Genomic DNA, 20,090 nt, shown 5'->3' on the forward strand with positions numbered 1-20,090 from the left:
TACAAAAGATATGAATTTTTTATCCTTATTCGTTCTTATTCCGATCCTGATGATGTGCGGATTGCTCTTTTCAGCGAACCTGAAACAGATACGAGCCGTTGTTGCCGCGGGAGGATCTCTATTGCTGGCTTTGGCCATCGGATCGGTATTCGCCTACATCGGAGAACGAAACGCCGGAAACACGGCGGAAATGCTTTTTACGGCAGATTGCGTATGGTACGCTCCGCTTAACATTCACTACTCCGTAGGGGTCGACGGAATCTCCGTCGCCATGTTACTGCTCTCTTCCGTCATTGTTTTCACGGGAATATTTGCCTCCTGGAAAATGGAGTTCCTGCAAAAAGAATACTTCATGTGGTTCTGTTTGCTCGCCGTCGGCGTATTCGGTTTCTTTATCTCCGTAGATCTGTTCACCATGTTTATGTTTTACGAGATCGCCCTGATTCCCATGTATCTGTTGATCGGGGTATGGGGTAGCGGAAAGAAAGAGTACGCGGCCATGAAATTAACCCTCATGCTGATGGGAGGCTCGGCCTTATTATTGGTAGGAATCTTGGGTATCTATTTCCATTCGGCAACCGACGGGGGACAGTTGACCATGAACCTGCTCCAGATCGCCCGAACCCATATCCCGGTAGAAGCCCAACATTGGTTCTTCCCCTTGACATTCGTCGGTTTCGGTGTTTTGGGGGCCTTGTTTCCGTTTCATACCTGGTCTCCCGACGGACACGCATCCGCCCCGACGGCCGTCTCCATGCTACACGCGGGAGTATTGATGAAGTTAGGAGGCTACGGTTGCTTCCGGGTAGCCATCTACCTGATGCCCGAAGCCGCCAAGGAACTATCCTGGATATTTATCATCCTGACGGGTATCAGTGTGGTATACGGAGCCTATTCGGCCATCGTACAAACCGATTTGAAATACATCAATGCCTACTCTTCCGTAAGCCATTGCGGATTAGTATTGTTCGCCATTCTGATGCTGAACCAGACTGCCATGACCGGAGCTGTACTCCAGATGCTCTCCCACGGTTTGATGACGGCTCTCTTTTTCGCCCTCATCGGCATGATATACGGACGCACGCACACGCGGGATATCCGGGAAATGGGCGGATTGATGAAAATTATTCCCTTCTTGGGCTGCTGTTACGTTATTGCCGGTTTAGCCTCTTTAGGTTTACCGGGATTAAGCGGATTCGTGGCCGAGATGACGGTATTTGTCGGGGCGTTCCAACACACGGATACCTTCCATCGGGTCTTCACGATCATCGCCTGTACCTCAATCGTCATTACGGCGGTCTATATCCTTCGGGTTGTCGGCAAACTTCTGTACGGACAAGTCGTTAACGACCACCATCTGGCCCTCACGGATGCCAACTGGTACGAACGCCTGTCCGTCATCGTATTGATACTGGCGATAGCCGGTATCGGTCTGGCTCCCTTACGGATATCCGACATGATCCGCGAAAGTTTATTGCCGGTCGTTAACGTGTTGAACTATTAGTAATCATTAAACCTCAAAATAAAATGTATTACACGAATCTAATGCCATTAAAAGAAGAACTATCCTTAGTCGCCCTGATAGTCATCCTTTTGCTATACGATATATTCGGTTCTCCCAAAAGTCTGAAATATTTTCAGCCGACAGCCTGTATCCTGATGGGAATACATACCCTGTTGAATCTGTTTCCCGGCGAAGCTGCTTCCGCATTCGGGGGCATGTACCATTACGAACCGATGGGAGGAATCGTAAAAACAATTCTGAATATAGGTACACTGCTTATTTTCATGCAGGCAAACAATTGGCTGAAAAGCGAAGAGACCGTCATTCGAAGGGGCGAATTTTACATGATCACCCTCTCGACATTGTTAGGCATGTATTTTATGATCTCTGCCGGAAACTTCCTGATGTTCTTTATCGGCATGGAAACCGTATCCATCCCGATGGCCACTTTGGCCGCTTACAATAAATACCAGCATCTTTCAGCGGAAGCCGGAGCCAAATACATTCTTTCGGCCGTCTTTGCTTCCGGGCTGGCTCTTTACGGCATATCGTTGATATACGGTACGGTGGGAACCCTCTATTTCGAAGATATTCCCGCGGGTATCAACGGCAGCCCGATCCAAATCATGGCCTTTGTATTCTTCTTTACGGGTTTAGGATTCAAACTATCCTTAGTTCCCTACCACCAGTGGACGCCCGACGTTTACGAGGGAGCCCCGACTAACGTAACCGCCTATCTTTCCGTTATATCCAAAGGATCGGCCGCTTTCGTGTTGATGACCGTTTTATGTAAAGTATTCGGAAACCTGATCCACGAGTGGCAAGCCATCCTTTATGGCGTGATTATCGCCACGATCACCTTAGCCAACCTCTTCGCCCTGCGCCAACAGAATATAAAACGATTCTTCGCCTACTCCTCCATCTCCCAGGCCGGATATATCATGCTGGGGGTAATCAGCGGATCGGCCATAGGCATGACCGGATTGGTATATTATATTCTGATCTACACGCTTTCGAACTTAGCCGCGTTCGGGGTTATCGCCATCGTCGAAACCCGTTCCGGAAAATTGAATATCGACGAATATAACGGCTTATACTCGACAAATCCCAAATTAAGTATCGTTATGATGATCGCCCTGTTTTCCTTGGCAGGGATTCCTCCTTTTGCCGGATTCTTCAGCAAATTTTTTATTTTTGCCGCTGCTGCCAAAGAGGGATACTACGTTTTGGTTTTCATCGCCCTGCTGAACACGATCGTCTCGCTTTACTACTACCTGAGAATCGTAAAAGCCATGTTTATCAACAAAAACGAAGAAGCCGTGACGGCTTTCCGTTCCGATAATTACACCCGGTTAAGTTTAGTGATTTGCAGTGCGGGTATTCTTTTATTAGGCCTCATCAGCAGTGTTTACGAATACATCGACACATTCAGCAGATTCTAATTTTCCTCCATATACGGATCCCCTTTATTCTTCGGAAGAGATTAAAAGGGATTTATCTTCCCGATATAACGATCGCAATAAATATTAATTTATTTGAACAATACCCTCCCCGTAAAAATAGAGCCCGAAAATAAAAGAGTGGAAAGTTTGTCGCTCCGGGTTATACACGCCTAATAAATTGCTATTGCTTCCTATCTCTTTAAAATCGGAAACGACATAAAAAAGTTCGGAACATTTTCGATAAACGGGAGAATGCCAAAGCCCTCGCAATTCCGTCATTTCTTGCTTTATCTCTAAAGTTGCCGGATTTAAAATTCCTATATAAGTTCTATCTTCCCCATCCTTCTCGTGAACCCTTAATAAACCAATCTCTTTATTCATACGGAATAGCTCATTTCGTTTTCCATCTAATATTCTCTCTTTCATACTACCCGATTTGGTATTCAGGGAGATCATGCACTCCTTTTCCGAACTGTCTTCCGAGTTCGGGGAAATTCCGGTAATAAAAATAAGATTTTCGCTCACGGGATCATATACAAACGTATTCTCTTTTCCCACGAACGGTTGTAGATTCTCTCCTTTCACCCAAGTCCCGACCTCCGTCTGATCGCCGGTTTCATGATCTATTTTTAACAATTGCAATACCGTTCGCTCTTTAGCCTCCTTGTCTGCGCGCAAAACACAGAGATCATTCCCGATTTTACCCCAGGAGATCAAATCACGCACGCCCGTTAACTCCTTGTATCCTACCATCTTCAACGAGTCATACATCTCCGGATCAAAAGAGACTACTGTAATCTTATCCTGATCCTTTAACAGGCCGAACACGGGCTTAACCCCGGAAATCTTGATCAAACTTTTCAAAGGGAGTATTTCAGGCAACAAACACCGGGGATCAAACATACACCAAGGAAAGCTGCCCATCTTTCTAATTCCATATCCCTCATATCCACCCCGCTCTCGTCCCCAGGCATATAAACCACAATCCTCTTTACCGATATTCAACTCTACTATATCCTGTCCCACCTTATTCCGGCTAACAATAACCCGGAATCTCCCTGCCCTATACCGGGGAACAAAAAAAGTGATATAATCCTCCGTACATTCCAACGGTTTTATATTAGAAGCCGTACTAAGTCCAATCGTCTCCGAACGGGAATAAGCCACCGACTCCAAAACGATTTCGTCTTTTACCGTAAAACCCTTAGCCCGGATCATCACCAAGCTATTGGCAGGAAAAGCAGTCGATAAGTCAGGCATTTGAACATCCGTAATACCGATATGACCCTTTTTATATCTCTTCCAACCAAACTCGTCTTTATCGCAACTCGTAAAAGAGACCATTAGAATCATCATTATACCCCAAAATAGTTGTTTTTTCATTTTTTACAATAAATATATAAGTACTTAATTATCTATATAAGCCGTTTTATCCAAGCTTTTAAGCGTCATAAAAAATATTCACGTCAAAATACTTTTATTTATTCACAGTTTCTATTTATTACCATTGCGGATAAATTCTCCGAACAGCAATTATATCATACTCACTAAACCTCTCCCAAGGTATACCAGCTGTTCCTCCGTTCATGACAGAATAACTATCGGTTTGAGGAGTCCCCGGAATAAGGATTCCCGTTTCACCTAAACTTAAATAATTCGTATGTTTAAGACCTATAATATGTCCAATTGCATGAACTAAAACAAATACTTTTTTCTCATGACTAAGTTCTCTCCCATAACGATTCCAATAGTTTATTCTTATCATCTCTCCCGGAGCCCCATTTCTTGGTAGATTTGATGCAGCAGCTGTACCAGAAGGTAAATGATCCATTCGAACCACGACATTAGAAGGTCCTCCGCTTATATATATAATACGAACACTCGTATGGCCTCCGATTAAGCATCGAGCCAATTATCCAGACCGGATGTCGGCATATTACAAGTACTAAGCGATATAAAATTCTCATACGGAACCTGAATCAAGGTTGTATGACGAGCCTGACGAGCTTTAGGCTGATAACAAAAAAGAGAGTCCTTATCAAAAGCAATATCTTCTTCGACAATATAATAACTTCCCATATCACGAATTGTCTACGTATCAAGTCCTAACGAAGCAATAATTTGTTTATCCATGTTTTCTTGAGATACATTACTTTCCGTAAGTAACTCATCAACATTCATTTCTTCAGTTTTACTACAACTATAAAATATAGCCATCAAAAGTAAAACAACAAAATAATACAAGGTTTTCATAATAGTTTAAATTTGATGACGTGAATATTTTATGCGTAGATTATTGGAATACTTGCAAAATATCCCAATCTACGATTAGCACAAAATTAAATATAAATAATCAAATAAAGAATAATAATAAAAAAAATAACAATATTATATTGATACAATATCACTCAAAAATGTCAATCCGTATACATTTTTATCAGGTAATTCAAACAGAAAAGCAGTTAGAAGTAAAAACCCAGATCAAAATAGAATTTTAATTTTTTATCCCGGTCGGAAAGGCTGAACACTATATCTATCGGTCCCAAGCGGGAATCCCGCGAATAAGAAACGCCTCCGCCCCAAATACCCCGTCGGCCCCACATATCGAAAAAGCGGTCGTCTTGTTGGGCATAATTACCGATCAGCGAGGCATAATGCCGACCTCCCATCCGTTGTCGCAATCGAAGCCGCCACACGATAAGCGAGTGCTCGGCCATCTCCATATGATTGATCCCTAAAAAAGCTATCTGTTGGGGCAGATAACGGCCGGGATGCACTCCTCCCATGCAATTCAGATAAGAATATGCCGGGCTGCGACCGATCAAAACCCGCCCCGAAACAGAAGGCAATATCTTCAAACGGTTCGTTAACGGTATCACTCCCTCCAAACGAGACTCCAATACAGAAAAAGGAGAATGCTCCTTATAGGTAATCATATTATCGGTATACAGGGAATAATCGGCCCTGAAAGAGACCCCCCGGGTCGGATAGTAACGCCGGTCGTAGGTCTCCAAACGAGCCGACCCGCAATAACTGAAAAAGCCCTCCGGCCGCACGTCCATCACCTCCCCCCCAGCAGAATAGAGAAAGGAATTGTAATCGAAATATTCGTAACGCAAACCTACCTGAAACTGGAAGTTCCGGAAATAAAAATTGGAAAGCCCGAACTCTCCCATATGATAACGGAACGTCATATTGTAATCCTTATGCCCTTCTTTATACACGTTAACGTCGCTAAAACGAAACATATAGGCCAAATTGAACCGGCGCAAAAAAGTATTTTCCAACGTATACTCCAAACGCACGTAAGGATTGGCACTCAAACGTCCCGTTACGGAAAATCGAGAACCGCGTAAAGCCCTATTCGTCCACGTCGTATTTAAGAGGATTGCCGCCATCTCCTCGGAGTCAAACCGAAAACCTATGTTTACGCGACTCACCGGATGCTCTTTCAGGGTCAGTTCCAAATCATAGGGAGGATCCCCGACCAAACGGTAATTAACGGCACTGAATGCTTTCGTACCGTACAAAACGGCGATGGTCCGGTGCAAATCCCGTAAAGAAATTTCACTATTTTCTCGGACATACAATTTTCTCCTTACCCATTTTTCATCTTTCGGGGAGACTCCTAAAACCCGGATATCCCGTATCCTAAAATACCCGGGAGACACAAAACGACTCTTCCCGACTTTCGATTCCACCTTTTCCGGTTTGATTCCGATTTTCTCCTTGAAAGCCATCAATTCGTCCCATTTCGACAAAGCGGCGATTTTTCCCCGGGCCAATAACGAATCGATCGCTTTCGTACTGAAACTGGCCGCAGTGTAACCCTTTACATTAGGACGTATCAATAGATCCGTCTGTTTGAGGTTTGCCTCGTATTTATTCATACAAAGCAAATTAATAATCTGGGGTATCACCTGGGAAACGGATTTCAATTCATCCGCACCCAACAAATCGGCCTGTACATCCACCCCGATAATCACTTCCGCACCCAACGCCTTAGCCACATCCACCGGAAAATTATTCAATACCCCCCCGTCAACCAACACCATATCCTCCATTCGAACCGGCGTAAAAGCTCCCGGAATGGCCATGCTGGCACGCATCGCCAACGCCAGGTTGCCCCGATCGAGCCGGATCTCCTTCCGGGTTATCATATCCGCCGCGATACAGGTAAACGGAATAGGCAATTTCATAAAATCCAAGGAGTCATGATAGCCGATCGTCAAATCCTGAAACAGATTATAAATATTCTGGCCGCTTACAAATCCCAAAGATCTTCCCTGCTTTCTGCTTCTATCAAAAGGTATGGACAATAAGTACTTTTCATCCTGCTCTTTTTCGGAAAAAGAGAGGTCATAGCGGTAAACCTTATCGCTCAATAAAAATTCCCAATTCTGACGGCGTACCAAACTGTCGAGAACATCCGCACGATAACCGATGGCATATAACCCGCCAACAATGGATCCCATACTGGTTCCCACGATTATATCGACAGGTATCCCCGCCTTTTCCAATACCTGCAATACTCCGATATGAGCCACACCTTTGGCTCCTCCCCCGCTCAACACGAGTCCGACTTTTTTCCGTTGTGCGTCCGCAGTACTGCACAACAACAGGAAAAATAAAAAAGACAACCAGACTCTTTTCATGGGAAGCACTGTTATTCCGTCATTTTTTACCGTGTAAATCCAATATCCATTCGCCGATCTCTTTCAACGCCACAGGAGAAAAAGTTTGCTCTATGATTCCATATTCCCCGGGAGTCCCCGTTATACATTCTTGAAACAAATGATTTAACCCGGGTAATTTTTTTATTTCGAACCGTTTGTTTTTCCCTTCCATCAAAGCTTTTCGTATAGCCTCTAAGTTCACATCGGCAGGAACCTGCAAATCTTTTTCTCCATTCAACGCCAATACCGGACACTTCACCTTTTTCAGTATCGGATAAGGATCATACCTGAGCAAAGCCGTATACGAGGGCACCAGACAGCCGTCCACCTGCACCTGAATCCATCTCTCGACGCTCATATTTCCGGGTTTCAAAAAAAGATGTTCGTGTGCGAAACGGGAAACGAGAGCCGTAATAGAGTCTCTTTCTTTTTCAGGATCGTCCGAAGCAATAATCCGATCAAAGATCGTCCGGTCCAAATCGCCGATTTTTTCTGCTAACTTCGGATCCGTTCCGTAAGCTTTCCCGATCAACTCCTTTTGCAATAAAACAAGCCGATCCCCCCGAATACCTGGTCCTGCCAATAAAACGATAAAACCAACACGCTTGTTTCTGCTTGCCGCAACAGAAGCCACACATCCCCCTTCACTATGACCGATCAATCCGATTCGCCGGATCTTTTTTTCTCTCCTTAAAAAATTGACCGCCGCTTCCGCATCCGAAGCAAAATCCCATAAAGAGGAGGAATTAAAATCTCCCTCGGAAGCTTCCACCCCCCGATCATCCACCCGCAACACGCCGATACCTTGTCGCGTCAAATAATCGGCCAAAACCCAAAAAGGTTTATGTCCCATCATCTCTTCATTTCTATTCTGCGGGCCGCTACCGCTAATCAACACAACCGTAGGGAAGCTCTTCTTTCCTTCCGGCAAAGTCAAGGTTCCGCCTAATCTGACGGAATCTCTTTTATTCTCGAAAAACACCTCCTCGACCCGGTAAGGATAGGGTCCCCGGGGTTCCTGATAGCGTACATTTCCGTCTCCCGGGACAAAAAGCAAAAAAGAGGTGTATCCCATCTGCTTAAAAGTTCCTTCGATCTCCCCCTTTTCATTCAATTTTCCCGTGTATTCAACACCCAATTTCCGAATGACGAAACGCAATTGTTCATCTCTCCAACAAACGGTATCGACAGGGATACCGAGGGCCCCCTGAGCGGGGCTATCCAAAGAGGCGGTATATCCGCCTTCGTTTCTCTCGATATGCAACACGAGCTTTAAAACCCCGCCCGGAAGAAGCAACATTCCGTTCCATGCCCCCGTATCATGCTGAGCCGAAACCGTTCCGACTCCCCCTATAAAACATACTATGCAAACGATTAAGAAGTTTCTCATCAGTCTCGTGTTGATTCTTTTACAAATCTACAAAATTTGTAACTTGATCCCGAAAGAAAGACTTAAAATATCTCCTAAACCGATATACCTGTTTCCGACAGCACTGATAAAATATAAATCGCAGGTACTGAATTCGTAAAAGACCGTCATTTTTTTAAAGGGGGCACTCCGGTCTAACCCGAAAGTAAGCCGTTGTCCGATAAAAGCATGGAAACGAATCCGCGTGGAAAACTTATAATAGTTACTCGGATAACGATCCGGTTCCTTTACCCAAAAAGCATCGTCCAATACCGTATTCACGTAAATACCCGTCGTCAAGGGATCGAACGACCAACGTTTGGCTAAATAAACATTGGTCCAGGGAATATAATTTTGTTTTAATGTAAGAGTAATCTTTGCCTCATTGGAAGAAAAACGGGGTATGAATCCGATCAGGAAATCGGTTTCCCATTGGTCTTTTTTACCGTAATCCCATCCCATTCCTAACGAAATCAAACCTATGGAACCGGCAAATTGCAGCTTTTGATATTTAGGAATCAATTTTTGCCAGGTCGTCTGGTAATTCATCAATTTTCGCTCGTAGCGTGCCCGTAAACGTTCTTGCCTGGCCAAACGATGAGCTTCCCGTTCTTTTATCCGAATGCTGTCGGCATCCTGCTGTGCACAAAGAGGTGAAGTGACAAAAAGAAATAACCCGACTCCCCATTTAATAATAGACCACTTCATAACCATATCCTTTCGGGGTTAAAGTAAACAACAAATAATTTTTATCTTTCATACAACTGCAACCGTAATACATGACTCCGTCTTCAAACAGATCTTCCGCCATCAAAGTATGATTGTGTGCATGCAAACAAAATTCCATCCGGGGAAAACGCCTCAACAACTCATGAAATACCTGAGACACGTTATTATTGAATTCAACATCCCCCGGTCGGACATGCATCACGGGGATCGTGCGCTTAAAACCGGAAACACTATCCTGCAACTCTTTATAAATAAATGAAAAATCAGGGATCGGATGGGAATAATCAAATTCCAAGGCACAAGTGTTCATGCAGATAAATTTCGTATCACCCGCAATAAACGAAAAATTCATATCTCCGTATATTTTCTTGTACACCTCCACCCCGTTTCCCAACACATCATGATTACCGAGCAAAGCAACATAGGGCACTTTCAACTTCGACATAATATCCCGCACCCACTCGAACTCCTTGGTTAAACCAAAATCGGAAATATCCCCGCCATGAATAACAAAATCCACATCATCACGGGTATTCAAGTGGGAGACAAACTTTTCAGTCTCGTCATACCAACGCTGACTATCTCCCATCAACACGAAACGGATTGTATCTTTCCCTTTGCAAGCCTCCTCGATACGGGCAATATTCTTCTCGTTTATTCCCCTCTCCCCACCCAATCGGACATCATAAGGATGGTACTCTATCAGATCGCAACCATATACAAACAAAGCGACCATTAACATTACACCTACTCTCATCACAAGTTTATTTTTACACTACACGGAAAAATAAAATACAAAAAACAGACCAAATACAATATATTTTAAGATAATAAATATTAAAATAGAAAGTTAAACCGCTCCTCGTTTCCGAAACGCTAATCCCATCCGTTTTTCCTCACAATACACTATCTTTGTAATGAAAAAAAAGATCATGAAGGCTAAAGTAAACAAAACGAATGCAGCCCGTCTACTCGACAAAGCAAAAATCGATTACGAGCTTGTTCCTTACGAAGTCGACGACAATAACCTGGCTGCCGTTCACGTTGCCGAACAATTAGGGGAAAATATCGGGCAGGTCTTTAAAACCCTCGTGCTGAAAGGAGATAAAACCGGCTTTTTCGTATGCGTTATTCCAGGCGATCGAGAAGTCGACTTGAAAATAGCTGCCAAAGTGTCCGGAAATAAAAAAGCCGATCTTATTCCCGTGAAGGAATTACTCTCGACAACGGGCTATATCCGGGGAGGTTGTTCCCCTATTGGCATGAAAAAAGAATTTCCCACCTACATTCACTCCTCTTGTCTTCATTTCGATTACATCTATATCAGCGCCGGAATTCGCGGCTTGCAAATCAAAATCTCCCCCTCCGACCTAATCCGCATCACCCAAGCCAAGACGATAAGGATCGAGGGAAAAGATTAAGAGATTAAGAGATTAAAAGATTAGGTGATTAAAGATTAGAAAATTCGGAGCTCAATTTACAATTAACGGATGTTGATTCAATCGACCAATCATTGAATCGTTAAATCCCTAAATCACCTAATCCCTAAATTCTTTCCGTTGTCAATCGTTCCGACATATACTCCGCAGCCCTGCGTCCGTCCCCCATTGCCAAAATAACCGTAGCTCCTCCGCGTACGATATCTCCGCCCGCAAAAAGTCCGGGAATATTAGACTCCATGGTCTTTTCATCCACGATAATCGTTCCCTTGGAAGAGATATTCAGTCCCTCCACGGAACGAGGAATTATCGGATTAGGAGAGACTCCCACGGCCACGACCACCACGTCGGCATCTATCAAATATTCGGAACCGGGAACAGGCACCGGACTACGACGTCCGCTGGCATCCGGTTCTCCTAAAGCCATTTTCTGTACTTTTACTTGTTTAACCCGGCGATTCTCATCGGCAATATATTCAACCGGATTGGTCAAGGTCATAAACTCGCATCCCTCTTCCTTGGCATGCTTCACCTCTTCGATCCGGGCAGGCATCTCCTCCTCGCTTCTACGATAAACAATCGTAGCCCGTTCGGCACCCAGACGTTTTGCCGTCCGGACAGAATCCATCGCGGTATTTCCTCCGCCGACTACGACCACCCGTTTTCCGTGATACACGGGAGTATCCGACTCTTCACTATCGGCACCCATCAAATTCACCCGGGTCAAATACTCGTTGGAAGAGAGTATGCCATTGTAATTTTCTCCCGGTATATTCATGAAACGGGGCAACCCCGCTCCCGAAGCTACATAAAATCCTTTAAAACCTTCCGACTTCAAATCTTCCATCGAATCCGTCATACCCACGATAAAATTGGTAACGAATTTCACCCCCATCTTTTTCAGGCTGTCAATCTCCGCATCCACTACCCGATTAGGCAAACGGAACTCGGGAATTCCATATTTCAGCACCCCTCCGATCTCGTGCAAAGCCTCAAAAACGGTCACATCATATCCCTTTTTAGCCAAATCCCCGGCACACGAGAGCCCGGACGGCCCGGAACCGATCACCGCCATTTTTATACCGTTAGCCGGAGCCACCTCAGGAACGGATACACGACCGGATTCCCGCTCGTAATCCGCCGCAAACCGCTCTAAATAACCGATAGCTACCGGTTGCTTATCTAACTTTTGAATATAAAAACACTTGGATTCACACTGTTTCTCCTGAGGGCACACCCGGCCGCAAACCGCCGGCAAAGCACTCGTATTCTTCAATATTACGGCCGCTTGTAAAAACTCCCCCCTTTCGATATTCTTCACGAAACCGGGAATATCAATCTTCACCGGACAACCTTCCATACACGTGGGATTTATACAATCCATACAACGTTTCGCTTCCAGAACGGCCATTTTCGGCGTTAACCCTTTATTCACCTCTATCCTTTGGCTCTTAATCCTCTCCACGGGATCTACTTCCGGCATACGAACCCGTTCTATGGATGTCCGTTCCTTACCCGGCATATCTCGACGTAACTGCTGTCTCCAGGCAGCATTCCGATCACTTACCCCACTCATATTCTTATTTTTCAAATTCATGCAATTTTTCACTCTCGGTATCTTTATACCCGTTTAAGCGGGACAACATCTCGTCAAAGTCAATCTGATGCGCATCAAATTCCGGTCCGTCGACACAGGTAAACCGGGTTTTTCCTCCCACTGTAACCCGGCAAGCTCCACACATACCAGTACCGTCCACCATGATAGCATTTAAGCTGGCTATCGTGGGAACGTCATATTCCCGTGTCAATTTCTCACAAAACTTCATCATGATTGCCGGACCGATAGTCACAGCCAAATCGATCTTCTCCCGTTTTATAATCTCCTCCATTCCCTCCGTAATCAATCCCTTCTTTCCGTAAGAACCGTCATCCGTCATAATAATCATTTCATCCGACGAAGCCCGTATCTCATCTTCCAAAATAACCAAATCCTTCGTCCTTCCGGCGATCACCGATAGGACCCGATTACCGGCCTCCTTAAATCCTTTGACAATAGGCAACAAAGGTGCGACACCGACACCGCCCCCGCAAGCCAACACTGTTCCTACTTTTTCTATGTGAGTCGGTTTTCCCAATGGTCCTACTAAATCCGTGATATAATCCCCTACCTCCAAGGCACATAATTTCCGGGAAGAAACTCCCATCACCTGCACCACTAATGCAATACTCCCCCGTTTTAAATCGGCATCCGCTATCGTCAAAGGCATTCGCTCTCCCTTCTCCCCCACCCGCACGATGACAAAATTACCGGGTTTTCTCGCCTTGGCGATCAAAGGGGCCTCCACTTCCAATTTCACCACCCGCTCCGAAAAATAGGTTTTACTCAGTATCTTATTCATATTCGTTACTCTCCTAATATTATATCACACATTCGAAGGGTGTGAAGATAATAAAAAATATCAACAAAAAACACCCGTAACCTCCTTCTCTCCTTCATATATAACATTTCAACATCAAAATACTATATTTGCAATAAATATAAATCGATTATCCGCTATGAACAACAAGAAAGAAAAAAAGGAAAAAATAAACGTGGTATACTCTACTGATCCCAATTTTCAATACGAATACGACGAAGAAACAGAAGCAGAAACGCTGGCTCCGGAAAAACAGAATCTCAGGGTATCTCTCGATTCCAAACAACGCAAAGGTAAAATCGTCACGCTCGTGCAGGGTTTTATCGGCACGGAAAACGATCTAAAAGAATTAGCCAAATTACTTAAAAACAAATGCGGGGTCGGCGGCTCCGTGAAGGACGGCGAAATCATTATTCAGGGTGAGCTCAAAGAAAAAATACTCACCATTCTAAAAGACAACAACTACCGAGCCAAATAACACACCTGCCCCTTCGACTCTCTGCTTTCTGTTATTTATATTATAACGGACATTCGATTATTGCCTCTAAAAACATATTAAAATACCCCATTCATTCTCATTAATTCCAATTTTGAACATCTCCGCAAAAACACATCGATAGTCATCCATTTCCAATTGGATTAACAATAAAAACATTAAGTCCTCCTCAAAAAACAACACCTCAACAAAATAATAAATATTTTATCCAATATAATATTATAAACAAATAAATATTTTTTTATTTTTGCATTAGATATTATTTTTTATCAGACAAGAAAACAAATGCGTTTATATTAAAATATCAAATACAAGTTCCGAATAATTAACATCAAAATTTATAAGATTGTTCGAAAACTAATCGTAAAAGAAAGTTCATTTTCATTAGGAAAACATTCCTTTCAATTATAGAAGAGTCAAAAGTGGATATGATAAATACACAACAAAACAAAGTATTTGATAAATGTTTTCGTTCCTATTATCAAGTGCTTTGTTATTTTTCATACCACTATCTAAAAGATACCGAAAAAGCAGAAGATATTGTCCAAGACGTTTTTTTAAAACTACTAAACGAAAATATATTATTCGATAATGAAGAACATATAAAGCATTATCTTTATAAAGCGGTTCGAAATAGTTGTTTAAATCATATCAAACTTACAGGAATCCGTTCCGGAATACTGGAGTCCATTCACAGAGACAGAGATAAAGATGAAAATAATTTTTTTGCTAATGTCGTACGGGCTGAAGTTTACAGGGAGATTATGAAAGCAATACGGGAATTACCCCATGCATGCGGGCAAGTTTTTCAATTGGCTTACGTAGACGGTTATAGCAATGAAGAGATAGCTTCCCAACTATCCATAAGCATCAATACGGTCAAAGTTCAGAAAAACAAAGCCAAGATCCGACTACGGCAAAAATTGCAAGGATTGTATCCGGTAGTAGCACTTTTTTTACCGATTTAATAGCGAATATTAAAAAAAACGATTTCGCGTAATCCTTTCTTCAATGTTATTTGTATTAGGGCAAATTTTAAACAAATGAAGGATCCATTCGAATTTGCATCGGAACTACTAAAATATGCCCGGGAAGAACTTTCCAATGAGAGAGGAGAAAAGGTCGAGGGTATGCTGAACAAGCATAAAGCGTTAAAAGAGCTATCCGACGAATTAAAAGATAAAAAACACATCGGAAAAGAGTTGGAAATCATACACTCCTTCGACACGGAAAAGGCATTGATACGCATACATAAAAGACAACGGTTTAAAAAACATTTATTTATTTCATGGGGAATTGCCGCATCCGTTGTGATCAGTATCGGGCTTACGTTTTTATTTTTTCAAAATAGAGCCATACAGGTAAAAGAAAACAAGACCATAGAAACAAAATTGGCCAAATCAGAAGTCATACTTGAAATGTATTCCGGCAAAAAATATCGCTTGGATACTCTCGCATCAAGTATTTACAATACAGAGGAGAACGTGATCTTTGATAATAGAGAGGGAACGTTGCAAATGGAAGCAAGCAATTCTTTGACCTCACCAAACGGTTCGGAGTACAATAAAATCCATGTTCCTTACGGAGGTTCTTATATATTGAAATTAAACGACGGAACGAAAATCACCTTAAACGCGGGAAGTGTTCTTGAATTTCCATCCCGTTTCGGGCAAAGCGTACGTCGTGTAGTTTTGACAGGAGAAGCCTATTTTGAAGTAAAACGAGACGAAAAAAGACCTTTTATTGTGAAAACAGACAACATAGAAATTAAAGTATTAGGAACTTCTTTTAACGTGTCCTCTTATTTTGACGAACCCGGGATCTACACGACCTTGGTGCAAGGTAGCATTGCCCTCATTCGCAAAGGAAAACCGGAACGAATCATCGTTCCGGGCGAACAGGCTCGTTACGATAAAAATAACGGAACACTAAACCTGTTTAAGGTAGATACGAACGAATTTACGGCTTGGAAAGAGGGATTATTCTATTTTAAAGATCTTCCGTTAGAAGAAATATTACGGAAAATAGCCAGATGGTATGACTTAAAAATTTTCTACACCAATCAAGAGGCAAAGAATTTGATTTTCAGTGGAAAATTACCAATATACTCCTCCGTGGAAGATGTTTTACGAAAATTCGAACTATCGGGAGAGGTTCAATTCAAACTGAGAAATCGCACGTTAACAGTTTCCTACAAATAAAAAACGGGATTGGAGCATCCCGTTCATATTACTCCCTCGTCGGACAACGAGCAGAATAAATGTTTAATTTAATGTGTCACAAATTTATGAAAAAAAAACGAGATTCAGTACCGAAAAACCGGCAATATCCAAGATTCACATCTTCAACAAGGAGGAAAATTCTCCTGTTCGTATTGTTGACCGGCCCCTTGTTCTTTTCCGCAAAGAGCTTTTCTCAAACAAAAGTATCTCTAAAATTGAGAAATGTAGCAATGCAAGAAGTATTTGCTCAATTGGAAAAAATAACCGAATACACCTTTCTTTATAAACCGGATTTACTAAAAAAATGCGGAAGAATGGATATCGATGTAAAGGATGTAGAATTCAATCATTTACTAAAAGATCTGTTATATCCGTTCGGATTAAGCTTCACAATAGACGATCGGGTCATAATTATCACTCCGGCAGAGCCAAAGAAAGAAAAAAAACAAAGGATTCTAATCAAAGGGCGTGTTCTGGCGAAAGACAGCACGGCAATCCCCGGAGTCACGATTCTATTAAAAGGTACTTCCACGGGACTAACCACGGATAACCAAGGTTTCTTTACTTTCATACTTCCGGATTCAACAGCCAGCAGGGAATTCACGCTCTCTTTCATCGGTATGAAAACCCAAACGCTCAGATACAAAGATCGTCCGAAAACGGGACTATGGACAATCATTCTCGAAGAAGAGGTATTAAATATGGACGAAGTAGTCGTTACCGGTTACCAGCAAATGCGTAAAAGCGATGTCGTGGGCTCCATTACAACAGTAAAAACCTCGGACATCATGATGCCCGGCTATACCTCCATCGACCAAATGTTACAGGGCCGTGTTGCCGGAATGGTCGTGACAAATACAAGCTCTCGCATCGGGACTTCTCCCAAAATCCGAATACGGGGAACATCCACGATACTGGGTAACCAAGATCCGCTATGGGTTGTGGATGGAATTATCCAACCGGACCCTCTACCGATCGACCGAAGTGATGTTATGATAGATGACCTGAAAAATATTTTAGGGAATCAGATATCTTGGTTAAACCCAGCAGACATAGAGACCATCACCATATTAAAAGATGCTGCCGCTACTGCTATTTACGGTTCCAAAGCTGCCAACGGAGTAATCGTGATTACCACCAAACGAGGAAAAGAGGGGCGCATGACAGTAAATTACGGGGTAACTTTCAGTTTCAGAGCCCGCCCGCACTACAATCAATTTAACCTGATGAATTCGAAAGAGAGAATTCAGTTTAGCCGGGAAGCCTTCGAACAAGGAGTTTTCTATTCCGAAATTCCGGTGGGCTCCATCAACACCTACGAAGGTATTATTCAAATGCTTAAAGATAAACAACTCACGGGAGAAGAAGCAGAAAAAGCGGTCCTGAGGTTAGAATCAGCCAACACGGACTGGTTTAAAATCCTAACCCGCAACTCGCTAAGTCACAATCACCACCTGAGTATAAGCGGAGGGACGAACAAAGTCACTTATAATGCCTCTTTAGGGTTCAACGATCAAGCGGGTATCGAACTTCAAAATAACGCCCAAAATTTATCCGCCCGTTTAAGCCTGGGCGTCCAATTGCATCCCAAAGTCCGGATGGATATCGTTTTAGGAGGAGCCATCAATAAAAATAGAAGTTATGCCGCTGGTGTAAACCCCCTGGGATACGCGAAAACAACAAGTAGGGCCATACCTGCCTATGAAGAATCCGGAGATTTATACTATATTCAAAAAGCCGCCTATTACAAGTTAAATGCCCGGGATCGCCTGTATCTAAAATACAACATCCTCCATGAAATGGAACACAGTTATTCCCAAAATAAAGCACAGCAAATGAACGGCTCTTTCAATTTCTCCTGGGAAATTTTTCCCTGGTTAAAATATGAATTTGTCGGGGGAATAAACACGAACACGGGCTTGGGAGAATCATTCGCTGGGGCACAAACATTCTATGTGGCTCGAAATTACAGAGGCTATGATTACGGAACGGAAGAATACGGATCCGAAAAATACAACGCAGCCATGCTTCCTTACGGGGGAGAGTTGTTTAATTCGGAAAGAAACGTTACCGGATGGAACATCCAAAATAAAATCGTCATTCAAAAAGCATGGAACGAGGATCATCGCTTGGGAGTCCTACTCGGAACAGAATCCAGTTCGACCTCAACCAAAAACGCTTCCCATAAAACATTCGGCTATATGCCCGAAAGAGGAGAGAGAGTGACCGAACCCACTCCCCTCGATCAGTTAAAACCCATCGGGGCTCCGGTGGATAAATGGGGTATTTTACAGGCTATTTATAACGGCTCCGGATGGATGCGGACCACTCAAACAGCAAATCTTTTCTCGCTATTTGCCACGTTAACCTATTCGTTAAAACATCGTTACGTATTGAATGCCAGCATACGTAATGACGTTTCAAACCGGTTCGGGCAAGACCAAAACAAACGGTTCGATCCGACCTTTTCTTTCGGAGTATCCTGGAACATCGCCCAAGAACCGCTTTTAAACAGTATTTCCGCTTATTTAAACCAGTTCACGTTACGGGCGGCATACGGCATTCAAGGAAATGCGGTGAATTCCATTAGTCCCGATTTGATTTTGACCATGGGCCCCTTAAAAGAGTATTATGGTTCCTTTACCTCCTCCATCTCCCGCTTACCGAATCCGGACCTAAGCTGGGAACGAACCAAAACCTGGGAGTCGATATACAACTATTCAGATGGATTACCATGAACCTGGAGTATTATACCAAAAGATCGAATAACATCATAAAACAAACGGTCGCTTACGAATACGGGATAAACGATATGGACATCAACGGAGGACGTATCACGAACTCAGGAATAGAATACACGTTGAATATCACCCCCATCCGGACAAAAAATTGGGGATGGACCATCGGGCTCAATTCTTCAAAGAACTGGAACAAAGCTCAAACAGAAGCCCTGATTCATAACTTTACCGCAAAAGACTACCTTGAAGGAAAATCCGATCGAATACTAAAAAAAGGATATCCACTATCCGGTTTCTGGTCTTTCTCCTATAAAGGACTGAATCACGATACGGGCCTGCCGGAATTCAATCATATCTACCAACAAGACGAAGAGGGAAAAATAAAACTAAATCCCCACGGGCAACCATTGTTGGCCAAAATTTCGGAAATAACCGATTTCCTCGTGTATTCGGGCAAAACCGAACCGGACTTCACGGGAGGTATAACCACTCGCCTAAGATGGAAAAACTTAACCTTCGGGGCCAACTGTTCTCTTTTAATCGGGGCTCAAAAAAGATTACCGAGCCCGTTTCCGGGCAAAAACCATATCCCTACTTCCGACATCAACCTGGACAGAGAATTAATCAACCGATGGAAAGAACCGGGAGACGAACGAAAAACCAATATTCCGGGTTTATACACCGGAATCGAGCCTATCGATTTTACCTTACCGGATGTCGGCTTCGGTGGGAACACTTACACGGGAACAATGACCGATCCTTATGAGATGTGGGAGAAATCGGATCTAAGGGTTGTTAACGCCTCTTTTTTCCGCTGCCAGCAGATGTCATTAACCTGGAACATGAGCGAGAGAATATGCATGCAATTGGGTATTAAAAGTTTCTCCGTTCAAGCCATCGTCAATAACGTATTTGTAATCGCCAGTAAAAAATTCCACGGATTCGATCCAGAATTGGGTAACAGCGTGCAGCCCAAAACGTATTCGGTCGGGATAAATGTCGGATTTTAACATAATGCT

General features: G+C 43.2%; 18 protein-coding genes. 8 read left to right on the forward strand and 10 right to left on the reverse strand.

From position 1 onward, the window contains the following. Positions 1-10: 10 nt before the first annotated feature. Both DMB45_RS12615 and DMB45_RS12620 read left to right on the forward strand, forming a co-directional pair. The gene (locus DMB45_RS12615; protein WP_041505593.1) at positions 11-1,504 is read left to right on the forward strand and encodes a complex I subunit 4 family protein; all 1,494 of its coding nucleotides are present in this window, start codon (positions 11-13) and stop codon (positions 1,502-1,504) included. A 23-nt stretch (positions 1,505-1,527) separates the two neighbouring features. Beyond that, positions 1,528-2,946 carry an NADH-quinone oxidoreductase subunit N gene (locus DMB45_RS12620; protein WP_041505594.1) on the forward strand — a complete coding sequence of 473 codons (1,419 nt, stop codon included), beginning with the start codon at positions 1,528-1,530 and terminating at the stop codon, positions 2,944-2,946. An 84-nt stretch (positions 2,947-3,030) separates the two neighbouring features. Here DMB45_RS12620 and DMB45_RS12625 read toward each other — a convergent pair whose 3' ends face one another. The 8 genes from DMB45_RS12625 to DMB45_RS12655 form a co-directional block, all read right to left on the reverse strand. Then, positions 3,031-4,329 carry a hypothetical protein gene (locus tag DMB45_RS12625; RefSeq protein ID WP_041504560.1) on the reverse strand — a complete coding sequence of 433 codons (1,299 nt, stop codon included), beginning with the start codon at positions 4,327-4,329 and terminating at the stop codon, positions 3,031-3,033. Positions 4,330-4,447: 118 nt separating this feature from the next. Then, positions 4,448-4,777 carry a M57 family metalloprotease gene (locus DMB45_RS12630; RefSeq protein ID WP_052634890.1) on the reverse strand — a complete coding sequence of 110 codons (330 nt, stop codon included), beginning with the start codon at positions 4,775-4,777 and terminating at the stop codon, positions 4,448-4,450. A gap of 65 nt (positions 4,778-4,842) precedes the next feature. Then, on the reverse strand, positions 4,843-5,025 hold the full coding sequence (locus DMB45_RS12635) for a hypothetical protein (RefSeq protein ID WP_041505595.1): 183 nt from the start codon (positions 5,023-5,025) through the stop codon (positions 4,843-4,845). Positions 5,026-5,037: 12 nt separating this feature from the next. Next, positions 5,038-5,199 (reverse strand): hypothetical protein, encoded by a 162-nt coding sequence (locus DMB45_RS14740; protein WP_160289163.1) that lies wholly within the window; start codon positions 5,197-5,199, stop codon positions 5,038-5,040. Positions 5,200-5,408: 209 nt separating this feature from the next. Further along, positions 5,409-7,601, reverse strand: a complete 2,193-nt coding sequence (locus DMB45_RS12640; RefSeq protein WP_041504562.1) for a patatin-like phospholipase family protein — start codon at positions 7,599-7,601, stop codon at positions 5,409-5,411. 19 nt (positions 7,602-7,620) lie between these two features. Next, a complete protein-coding gene (locus DMB45_RS12645; protein WP_041504563.1) occupies positions 7,621-9,012 on the reverse strand; it encodes an alpha/beta hydrolase family protein in 1,392 nt (463 codons plus the stop codon). 27 nt (positions 9,013-9,039) lie between these two features. Next, positions 9,040-9,738 (reverse strand): hypothetical protein, encoded by a 699-nt coding sequence (locus DMB45_RS12650; RefSeq protein WP_041505608.1) that lies wholly within the window; start codon positions 9,736-9,738, stop codon positions 9,040-9,042. After that, positions 9,719-10,516, reverse strand: coding sequence for a metallophosphoesterase family protein (locus DMB45_RS12655; RefSeq protein ID WP_041504564.1), 798 nt, complete (start codon positions 10,514-10,516; stop codon positions 9,719-9,721). The genes DMB45_RS12650 and DMB45_RS12655 overlap by 20 nt, the downstream gene beginning before the upstream one ends. Before the next feature lie 175 nt (positions 10,517-10,691). Between DMB45_RS12655 and ybaK the strand changes: the two genes are divergently transcribed. Beyond that, entirely contained in the window at positions 10,692-11,180 is a 489-nt protein-coding gene (gene ybaK / locus DMB45_RS12660) for a Cys-tRNA(Pro) deacylase (RefSeq protein WP_041504565.1), read from the forward strand. A 124-nt stretch (positions 11,181-11,304) separates the two neighbouring features. Here ybaK and gltA read toward each other — a convergent pair whose 3' ends face one another. Both gltA and DMB45_RS12670 read right to left on the reverse strand, forming a co-directional pair. Next, positions 11,305-12,774, reverse strand: coding sequence for an NADPH-dependent glutamate synthase (gene gltA, locus DMB45_RS12665; protein ID WP_041505609.1), 1,470 nt, complete (start codon positions 12,772-12,774; stop codon positions 11,305-11,307). Between the two features lie 4 nt (positions 12,775-12,778). Next, positions 12,779-13,597, reverse strand: a complete 819-nt coding sequence (locus DMB45_RS12670; protein ID WP_110688824.1) for a sulfide/dihydroorotate dehydrogenase-like FAD/NAD-binding protein — start codon at positions 13,595-13,597, stop codon at positions 12,779-12,781. A 157-nt stretch (positions 13,598-13,754) separates the two neighbouring features. Between DMB45_RS12670 and DMB45_RS12675 the strand changes: the two genes are divergently transcribed. The 5 genes from DMB45_RS12675 to DMB45_RS14945 all read left to right on the forward strand — a co-directional run bounded on the left by DMB45_RS12675 (position 13,755) and on the right by DMB45_RS14945 (position 20,081). Further along, positions 13,755-14,093: a translation initiation factor gene (locus DMB45_RS12675; RefSeq protein WP_041504567.1), complete on the forward strand. Its 339-nt coding sequence runs from the start codon at positions 13,755-13,757 to the stop codon at positions 14,091-14,093. Between the two features lie 446 nt (positions 14,094-14,539). Beyond that, positions 14,540-15,079 carry an RNA polymerase sigma factor gene (locus tag DMB45_RS12680; RefSeq protein WP_052634892.1) on the forward strand — a complete coding sequence of 180 codons (540 nt, stop codon included), beginning with the start codon at positions 14,540-14,542 and terminating at the stop codon, positions 15,077-15,079. 75 nt (positions 15,080-15,154) lie between these two features. Further along, on the forward strand, positions 15,155-16,312 hold the full coding sequence (locus tag DMB45_RS12685; protein ID WP_041504568.1) for a FecR family protein: 1,158 nt from the start codon (positions 15,155-15,157) through the stop codon (positions 16,310-16,312). A gap of 251 nt (positions 16,313-16,563) precedes the next feature. Further along, positions 16,564-19,071, forward strand: coding sequence for a SusC/RagA family TonB-linked outer membrane protein (locus DMB45_RS12690; RefSeq protein WP_237143311.1), 2,508 nt, complete (start codon positions 16,564-16,566; stop codon positions 19,069-19,071). Further along, a complete protein-coding gene (locus DMB45_RS14945; RefSeq protein WP_237143312.1) occupies positions 19,068-20,081 on the forward strand; it encodes a hypothetical protein in 1,014 nt (337 codons plus the stop codon). Before DMB45_RS12690 ends, DMB45_RS14945 begins: the two co-directional genes overlap by 4 nt. Positions 20,082-20,090: the final 9 nt, after the last annotated feature.

Origin of the sequence: Sanguibacteroides justesenii (assembly GCF_003204205.1) — a bacterium.
GTDB lineage: Bacteria > Bacteroidota > Bacteroidia > Bacteroidales > Marinifilaceae > Gabonibacter > Gabonibacter massiliensis.

Coding starts and splice junctions, on each gene's coding strand:
- DMB45_RS12615 (WP_041505593.1), top strand. CDS start 11: ATGAATTTTTTATCCTTATTCGTTCTTATTCCGATCCTGATGATGTGC.
- DMB45_RS12620 (WP_041505594.1), top strand. CDS start 1,528: ATGTATTACACGAATCTAATGCCATTAAAAGAAGAACTATCCTTAGTC.
- DMB45_RS12625 (WP_041504560.1), bottom strand. CDS start 4,329: ATGAAAAAACAACTATTTTGGGGTATAATGATGATTCTAATGGTCTCT.
- DMB45_RS12630 (WP_052634890.1), bottom strand. CDS start 4,777: ATGGATCATTTACCTTCTGGTACAGCTGCTGCATCAAATCTACCAAGA.
- DMB45_RS12635 (WP_041505595.1), bottom strand. CDS start 5,025: ATGGGAAGTTATTATATTGTCGAAGAAGATATTGCTTTTGATAAGGAC.
- DMB45_RS14740 (WP_160289163.1), bottom strand. CDS start 5,199: ATGAAAACCTTGTATTATTTTGTTGTTTTACTTTTGATGGCTATATTT.
- DMB45_RS12640 (WP_041504562.1), bottom strand. CDS start 7,601: ATGAAAAGAGTCTGGTTGTCTTTTTTATTTTTCCTGTTGTTGTGCAGT.
- DMB45_RS12645 (WP_041504563.1), bottom strand. CDS start 9,012: ATGAGAAACTTCTTAATCGTTTGCATAGTATGTTTTATAGGGGGAGTC.
- DMB45_RS12650 (WP_041505608.1), bottom strand. CDS start 9,738: ATGAAGTGGTCTATTATTAAATGGGGAGTCGGGTTATTTCTTTTTGTC.
- DMB45_RS12655 (WP_041504564.1), bottom strand. CDS start 10,516: ATGAGAGTAGGTGTAATGTTAATGGTCGCTTTGTTTGTATATGGTTGC.
- ybaK (WP_041504565.1), top strand. CDS start 10,692: ATGAAGGCTAAAGTAAACAAAACGAATGCAGCCCGTCTACTCGACAAA.
- gltA (WP_041505609.1), bottom strand. CDS start 12,774: ATGAGTGGGGTAAGTGATCGGAATGCTGCCTGGAGACAGCAGTTACGT.
- DMB45_RS12670 (WP_110688824.1), bottom strand. CDS start 13,597: ATGAATAAGATACTGAGTAAAACCTATTTTTCGGAGCGGGTGGTGAAA.
- DMB45_RS12675 (WP_041504567.1), top strand. CDS start 13,755: ATGAACAACAAGAAAGAAAAAAAGGAAAAAATAAACGTGGTATACTCT.
- DMB45_RS12680 (WP_052634892.1), top strand. CDS start 14,540: ATGATAAATACACAACAAAACAAAGTATTTGATAAATGTTTTCGTTCC.
- DMB45_RS12685 (WP_041504568.1), top strand. CDS start 15,155: ATGAAGGATCCATTCGAATTTGCATCGGAACTACTAAAATATGCCCGG.
- DMB45_RS12690 (WP_237143311.1), top strand. CDS start 16,564: ATGCAAGAAGTATTTGCTCAATTGGAAAAAATAACCGAATACACCTTT.
- DMB45_RS14945 (WP_237143312.1), top strand. CDS start 19,068: ATGAACCTGGAGTATTATACCAAAAGATCGAATAACATCATAAAACAA.